Source organism: uncultured Anaerococcus sp. (assembly GCF_963510575.1).
In the GTDB taxonomy this organism is placed as follows: domain Bacteria; phylum Bacillota; class Clostridia; order Tissierellales; family Peptoniphilaceae; genus Anaerococcus.
Genome location: NZ_CAUPFR010000080.1, coordinates 1 through 7,476 on the forward strand (window position 1 = coordinate 1; position 7,476 = coordinate 7,476).

Consider the following 7,476-nt stretch of genomic DNA (forward strand, 5'->3'; position numbering starts at 1 on the left):
GCTTTTGATAGCTGCCGGGTCCCACGCCTTTGTTCCACCAATCACAAACTCTGACGCTAATGGCGTATTCGCTATTAGAAGTTCCCAAGACCTCAAAAATTTCAAAGAATATTTATCTGACAAAAAGAAATTAATAATCATAGGTGGAGGTATCCTCGGCCTTGAGGCAGCAAACTCAATTTCTCACCTAGGCATAGAAATAACTATAGTAGAAGCCTTTGACTACCTACTCGCAAGACAACTTGACAAAGACCTTTCACAAAAATTAGAAAAGGCCCTAAATGACATGGGCATGAAAACCCTAACAGGCAAGTTTAGTGAAGAAATCCTAGTAAAAGAGGGGGCAGTTTGTGGCCTAAAACTAACTGACGGCACAGAACTAGAAGCTGATGCTATCATGGTTCAAGCAGGTGTTAGGGCAAATATTGATATAGCTAAAAATTCTGGTCTTGCAACAGACAGAGGTATCCTTGTTGGCGAAAACCTACAAGTAGAAAATGAAGACATCTTCGCTGCAGGAGACGTTGCTCAAATAGGAAACTTCTCAATAGGTCTTTGGACAGCATCTATGGAAATGGGTAAGATTGCCGGCGCAAACATGACTGGTGGAAATAAATTATATGAACAACCAAAACCATTCTCAACTCTCATGCTAGGCGATGTAAAACTATTTTCAGCAGGTCAAAATGCAGGCGATGGCATAGAAGAAGTCAAAAAAGAAGACGGAGAGAAAATCTACAAACTCTTTAAAAATGGTGATAAATTTGTAGGTGGCATCCTTTGGGGAGACATCAAATACCAAATGGACGTTAAAAAAATAGTCTTCGAAGGAGTAGACCCAAAAGAAACAAAACTTGGTAAGGAAATTTTTGGCCTATAAATAAAAATGCAAAGAGCTAAACCATCATGGTCTAGCTCTTTTTTTATAGGCTGTATAAATATTTTAAGGCAGCCGGCAATCTTTTTTGCCAATATATTTCATTGTGGATTGCCTCTTCGTCAACTACATATTTTATATCCACCCTATCTTTCAAAAATCCATAGGCCATTTGGGACAAAAATACATAAGATTTTTGGGTTACTATATCGTCAAATTCTTTTGTGCCTGTATCTATATATATTTTTTGTTTATTTTTGGTATCATACTTCGACAAAATTTCGCCCATTCCTACTGGTTCTAGGATAAAATGAGTTGACATTGCAAGGATCTTATCAAAAATTTTAGGATATTCACTTCCCATATAAAGGCTCATAATTCCTCCCATTGATGATCCACCGATGAGCCTTGATGTGGCTTTTTTATTTTTTTCTAACAGAGGAATTAACTCTTCTGTTATAAATTTACCAGTCAAAATCCCCTTAGGATTAAGTTTTGCATTGGTTTCTTTATTAGTAAAATTTTTAAAAGGCGAATATTCATTAGTCCTTGCCCTGCCTTCTTCGCCCTCAGCACAGTATATTCCAACAAGATTTGCCCTAAGTCCAATTTTTTCTATTGCCTTATCAAGCTCCCAAACCTCTCCCATAAAGGATTCCTCCTTGTCATAGAGATTAGCACCATCAAAAAAATACAAAAACAAATCCGAATCCCTGTCCTCTATGAAAGTATAAGTCACATCCCTACCTAAATATTTTGAATAAAGCTCTTTTTTCTCTACCATATTTCCCCCATTTCTATTAATATTATATTCTTACCCAAAAAAATCCCCCGCACATTGGCGAGGGAGCTTTTAAGAAATTTTGTCATTTACTTTTGTTTTCATTCCCATACTTATAAGGATAAAGACTAAAGAGAAGGCTAGCATTATTCCTATATTGGGCAGGATTGTCCCAAAGCTAGGGTTTTCTAAGACCATCTCATTATTTTTAATATAATAATATGATGGGAAAATTTTTCCCAGGGTCAAGGCAGTTTTTGAAAGTAAGGCTTGAGGAACAAAAGCCCCGCACAAAAATGATGATCCCAAGGATACGACTTGCATGATTCCTGAAATGGTGTTTTCATTTGATATTAGGCTTGAAATGAAAACTGCCATGGTCACTACACTGATTGTGAAAACCAAAGAATTTACCATCATTAAGTTTATATGGGCAGCAGAAAAGTCGTATTTGTAGAGGATAACAAATAACAAAATATATAGGGCCCACACTATAAGGCCTGTGCTTATGTGGCCTAAAATCAATTCCAGATTCATCCTCGACCTTGGCATTGGACTTACTGTATTTCTCATGGCAAGGCTTTTCTTTTTATAAACGCTAACTATAGTTGATACAATCAAAAGGACCTGGGCTAGGATTAGATAATTGATGAAATTAAAATAAAATACCGAATTATCTTCCTTAGCTAGATCTATTTTGCTTTTTATCTTGACATCTACCTGTTTTGCCAAATCTTTATTTGTGTATTTAATAGCTTCATTTGTAGCAAAACCAGCTTGCTCATAGGCATCAACCTGGCTTAGGTACTGGTTTACATGCTCTTTAACAGCCATACCATACATATCATCAGGTGCCTGTTTAAAATTCACCTTCCTTGTTTGGTCAAAATCTTTTGGAATAACAAGACTTGCGCTTATTATCTGATAAAAAAGCTTATCTTCAACTAGGTCTTCGTCCATCTTCTTAATCACAGCTTTCTTATCCAAATAATCATAAAGCCCCTTTGATAAATCTGTATTTGCTTCATCTTTTAAATAGATATTGGGCCTTACATTTGTGTAAAAATCATTCTTATCAGACTTGGTTGAAAAACTTAAAATGGCAAGAAAAATTAGGGTGTATAAAATAATGGCGACCTTGTGGGCCATGGCTATTTTAAAATAATTTTTAAAGACTCTCATATTCCTTACCCCTCATAAAAAACAAAGATCCAGCCAAGAATACAGCACTAATAAGCACTAAAAGACCGAGATTTTCATAAAACCTAGATGTAGAATCGTAATAATACAAAGAATAAATCGCATCTGTAACCACAGCAACAGGATTGATTTTGCCTAGGATTGGGAATTTCTCTTGAATAATGACTTTCATACTTGAAATCATCATTCCCGATAGAAAACTCATTAGCATGGTGATTGCAATTCCGAGATTTATCTTAAATTCAATATTTTTCTTGTTTGAAACTCCTATAAAAATCCCAAAGGCAACCCCAGTTAGAGATGAAACCAAACTTAGAAGTATCAAAAGCGGCTTTCTATCCCCGAAATCGACTCCAAGAGCCCTATCAAGGTAGAAAATAAAAACCAGAGTGATTATGAAGTTTATAAGCCAAGAAACAAGGACAGATGCCAATAAGCTTACAGATTTTTTTATAGGTGCAACTGCATTTCTCTTGGCATTTACTGACAGATTTGCCTCGTATTGATAGATTACGTAAAGCCCCCACATATAGCCGTAAATGGTAGTCATGCCTATCAAAGTGTAAAAAAAGGCATTAATCGGATCCATATTTTTCCTAGACTCATCTTTAATGTGGTTTTCGACATTCAAAAGTTTTGATATATCAGTATGAGGATTTTTTTCCATTGCCCTTTTTATCATTTCTGATTTTTGGACATAGGCATTTAGGATTGTCTCTACTATAGTTTCCTGGATACCAGATTTTTTTGTAATAATTTTATCCTTTGATTTTATATAGGCCCTGACATCAGGATTTGTATCTAAAATCCCCTCATCTTTTGCCTTTGTAATCCTAAAATAATCCTCATCTTCCATAGTCTCTAGGAAATTTTTGAAATTTTGATCCTTAAAGGCCAATTCGCTCACCCCAATATCAATAGGGTCAAATTTGTTATTATCACTTATGCCTCCGAAGGCCAGTTTGAAAAATATTCCCAAAATCATCGGAAAAACCAAGGCCCAAAAGACCATGGTCTTTTCCCTTAAGAGGAATTTAAAAGTATTTTTAAATGAATGCCAAAACATACTAGTCCCTCAAATCCTTGCCTGTAAGGTCTAAGAAAACATCATTTAGGCTTGGTTTTTCAACATTAATAGACCTGTATGAAACTTGATTCTCACTTAAGATTCTAACAAGGCTTAAGAGATTTTCTTCACTTTTAGAAAAAGTCATCTTGCAAGTTCCATCCTTGTAGGCAAAATCTATGATATGGGCCATATCTCTAAGCTTTTCCTTAACCTCATCAGTCAAATCGTTCGCCTCAAATGAAATTTTTTCACCAATTTGAATCATATCCTTAAGCTCATTTGAAGTGCCCTTGGCAATGACTTTCCCCTTATCAATTATAACTATGTCATCGCACAAAAAATCTACCTCATCCATGTAGTGGGATGTATAGATAATAGTAGAGCCTTCCTCGTTTAGCTTTTTAATTCCCTCCAAAATGTTGTTCCTAGATTGGGGATCAACAGCCACAGTCGGCTCATCGAGGATGATTATATCAGGTCTGTGGGCAATGCCACAGGCAATATTTAGCCTTCTTAGAAGACCGCCCGATAATTTTTTTGGCTTAAATTTTACAAAGTCATTTAGGCCAACCAGGTCCAAAGTCCTTTGAATTAGCTTTTCTCTTTCCTTTTTATCCCTTATATAAAGACCACAAAAATAATCGATATTTTCATATACAGAAAGCTCGTCATAGACGCCAACGTCTTGGAAAACCACCCCGATTTTTTTCTTTATGTCATAGGCGTCAGGACTCATTTCCTTGCCATATATTTTCACACTGCCAGCATCTTTCTTTAAAAGACTTAGCATGCAATTAATTGTTGTCGATTTTCCCGACCCATTTGGTCCCAATAGACCTAAAATACGGCCTTTTTTGACATCCAAATCAAGACCGTCAAGGGCTGTTAGGTCCTTATATTTTTTGACAAGTCCCCTAACTTCAATCAAATTCTCCATAAGACCTCCAAAATTTATTTCCTACTTGCCTATCTTAATCATAATAATTTTTCTTTTATTATAGGTAAATCTATTGTAAAATTTATGTTAAAAAATCCACAGACCCAAAATGGCCTGCGGAATATTTTATAGTTTCATAGAATTTTGTCTTCTTCTTAGCCTTGTAATTGTTGCCTTTTCATCAATTTTTACCATAGACATATCTATTACAGTATCCTTTGGAATATCAACAATTGCTTCTGTTTTTGGGGTAATGAGTCCTATTGGTAGGAGGTCTTCTTCTATGGATCTTGCGTGGCTGGTTAGTTTGCCAAAGACCTTATTTGAGCCGATTCCTTCTAGCTTTTCACCCTTTTTGATATCTCTTTTTGCTATTGTTACAGTATCTGCCACCTGACCGTGGATTGGTGCTATAGTTGGCTCATTTTCTACAACTGCATTGAAGATTGTAATTGGTGCTTCAAGGCTTGTTAGGTGGTATGGCCTGTAGAGTAGATAATTTGGGCCATCACCAAAACCTAAAAATTTCATCAAATCTCTTACATCTTCTTGATCACTTGTTACTATTATAAAGACACCTGGGGCCATTCCTGGAGAAAAATCAACAACTCCATAGGAATTTAAAACTCCCCCATCTCTTTTTAGCCTAAAGTCTTCTACAACTTTTTCTGGACTTGTGGTGATGCCGTGGCAACCAAAGGTATCTGGCAAAAATCCTATAGCATTGCATACAGAGTTTAGCTCTATCATGGTGTTTGTCCCATCTACAAAGCTTGTTAGCATCCTTGGTGATAATTTTTTAGAATTGGCTTCTGCTTCTAATTCTTCATTAGTAGCGTAATTATTTAGCGGATTGTTTTTACCCTTAGCTGCTACTAGGACTTCAAGGCCCATGCCATAAGCGTTGTCCACAAGTTCCATAATAGCTCCTGGTTCATCCCCTAAAATACCTGTATAAACCACGCCCGCTTTTTTAGCCATGTCGTGAAGAACAGGACCAACTGTTGCCTCGCACTCAACATTGAAACTAATCATGTGTTTGTGGTATTGGATAGTTTTACGAGCTATGACTGCCCCGAAAGGAGGGTTGCCAGTACAATCCACAACAGCATTTATTTGTAATAATTTATAGGAAAGTCTGTAGTTAGTAGATACAGCAACATAGCCCTTTTCAAGGACTTCGTAGCCTTCATTGTAATCATCTGTGTAGATTATCTTATCTTCGGAAATACCAGCTTGGGTTAAGGCCTTGATAGCCTTTCTTGGATTCCTATCTACAACTAATTTGACTTCCATAGCGTCAAGTTTGGATAATTGGCTGATTAAAGATCCACCCATCTTGCCACAACCAATGATTGCAAGCTTGATGCTTTCGCCATTATCTCTCATTTCTCTTAACTTTCTATTTATTTTTAACATTAATTTCCTCTCTATGTTTAGCTAATAGACCCATCGCACACGCCTTGGCTGACGAGTAGGCCCACTGGATATTATAGCCTCCACAAGCTCCATCCACATCTAGGACTTCACCAATGAAGTAAAGATTTGGGATAATTTTAGATTCAAAAGTCTCAGAATCTACAAAATTTGTGTCAATGCCACCTATAGTCACCTGGGCATTTTCCTCATCATTTATAGCCGTAATTTTAAATCTCAAATCCTTGATAGTCCTGATAAGATTTTTGATTTCCCCATCAGTCAAAGAACTTGCCATCGTCTTCCCTTTTAATTTTACCCTATTTAGGATATCTATGATAAGTTTTTCATTCAAAAAACCCATTAAAATTTCTTCGATAGTTTTATTTAGATTTTCTCTTCCTAATTTTTTAATTATCTCAATAAGTTTTTCTTCTGGATAAGCTTCCAACAAATCAAGCGAAACCCAGACTTCTTTTTTATCTAAAAGAGCATAGGAAATGTAGTTTGAAAGGTCGAGTATAGCTGTGCCTGTAAGGCCGTAGTTTTGGAAAATTACGTCATCGGTAGATGCTTCGATAAATTTTCCATCCACAAAAAGACGAGCCATTGCAGTCACCCTCACACCCTTTGCTTTTTTTGATAGGGGATTTTGGCACTTATAATTTGTTATCCCATAAGATAGCCTAGTGACCTTGTGAAAATGCCTAAGGATATCAAAAATTTTCCCATCCGAACCAGATCCTGGAAGGGTGATTCCTCCTGTTGCTATGACTAGGTTTTCGAAATGAATTTTAGCCTTATCTGTGATTACTAGATGATTTTTAAAGTCAATATCCCTTACTTCATTCTCAAAGATAAATTCCCCCTTAGCGTTTAGGTACAAAATATCCCTGATTGTCTTTGCGCTCAAAGTCTGTGGATAACACCTACCTGAGGGAAGGGAGGTGGTCAAAATCCCAAGGTCATTTAAAAAATTTATCAAATCGTGATTGTCATATTTTTCTAAGGCGAATTTATAAAAATCCTTGCCAGAAGAATGAAACTTGTCGAGCGTTAAATTTAGGTTTGTAAAATTACACCTACCATTGCCTGTGGCAAGGAGTTTCCTACCTGCCTGGTCATTTTTTTCGATAACTTCTAGGTCATCACCATAGAGGTTGGCAAAAAACAAACCTGCCACGCCCCCACCTATC

Annotated in this window: 7 protein-coding genes; 1 reads left to right on the plus strand and 6 read right to left on the minus strand. The window is 36.4% G+C overall.

The window, feature by feature from the left end; genetic code table 11:
* Positions 1 to 880 (plus strand): FAD-dependent oxidoreductase (locus RQ907_RS06495; RefSeq protein ID WP_311492566.1); only part of this gene is annotated, 880 nt, incomplete at its 5' end.
* Between the two features lie 43 nt (positions 881 to 923).
* On the opposite strand, the gene RQ907_RS06500 is transcribed toward RQ907_RS06495, so the two are convergent.
* From RQ907_RS06500 to RQ907_RS06525, 6 genes are all read right to left on the minus strand, one after another.
* On the minus strand, positions 924 to 1,661 hold the full coding sequence (locus RQ907_RS06500; protein WP_311492567.1) for an alpha/beta hydrolase-fold protein: 738 nt from the start codon (positions 1,659 to 1,661) through the stop codon (positions 924 to 926).
* Positions 1,662 to 1,730: 69 nt separating this feature from the next.
* Positions 1,731 to 2,840: an ABC transporter permease gene (locus RQ907_RS06505; protein ID WP_311492568.1), complete on the minus strand. Its 1,110-nt coding sequence runs from the start codon at positions 2,838 to 2,840 to the stop codon at positions 1,731 to 1,733.
* Entirely contained in the window at positions 2,827 to 3,924 is a 1,098-nt protein-coding gene (locus tag RQ907_RS06510; RefSeq protein ID WP_311492569.1) for an ABC transporter permease, read from the minus strand. The genes RQ907_RS06505 and RQ907_RS06510 overlap by 14 nt, the downstream gene beginning before the upstream one ends.
* A 1-nt stretch (position 3,925) precedes the next feature.
* On the minus strand, positions 3,926 to 4,864 hold the full coding sequence (locus RQ907_RS06515; protein WP_311492570.1) for an ABC transporter ATP-binding protein: 939 nt from the start codon (positions 4,862 to 4,864) through the stop codon (positions 3,926 to 3,928).
* A 126-nt stretch (positions 4,865 to 4,990) separates the two neighbouring features.
* Positions 4,991 to 6,283 carry an NAD(P)-binding domain-containing protein gene (locus RQ907_RS06520; protein WP_311492571.1) on the minus strand — a complete coding sequence of 431 codons (1,293 nt, stop codon included), beginning with the start codon at positions 6,281 to 6,283 and terminating at the stop codon, positions 4,991 to 4,993.
* Positions 6,267 to 7,475 (minus strand): aminoacetone oxidase family FAD-binding enzyme, encoded by a 1,209-nt coding sequence (locus RQ907_RS06525; RefSeq protein WP_311492572.1) that lies wholly within the window; start codon positions 7,473 to 7,475, stop codon positions 6,267 to 6,269. The genes RQ907_RS06520 and RQ907_RS06525 overlap by 17 nt, the downstream gene beginning before the upstream one ends.
* Position 7,476 lies beyond the last annotated feature (1 nt).

Coding starts and splice junctions, on each gene's coding strand:
- RQ907_RS06510 (WP_311492569.1), bottom strand. CDS start 3,924: ATGTTTTGGCATTCATTTAAAAATACTTTTAAATTCCTCTTAAGGGAA.
- RQ907_RS06520 (WP_311492571.1), bottom strand. CDS start 6,283: ATGTTAAAAATAAATAGAAAGTTAAGAGAAATGAGAGATAATGGCGAA.
- RQ907_RS06505 (WP_311492568.1), bottom strand. CDS start 2,840: ATGAGAGTCTTTAAAAATTATTTTAAAATAGCCATGGCCCACAAGGTC.
- RQ907_RS06515 (WP_311492570.1), bottom strand. CDS start 4,864: ATGGAGAATTTGATTGAAGTTAGGGGACTTGTCAAAAAATATAAGGAC.
- RQ907_RS06500 (WP_311492567.1), bottom strand. CDS start 1,661: ATGGTAGAGAAAAAAGAGCTTTATTCAAAATATTTAGGTAGGGATGTG.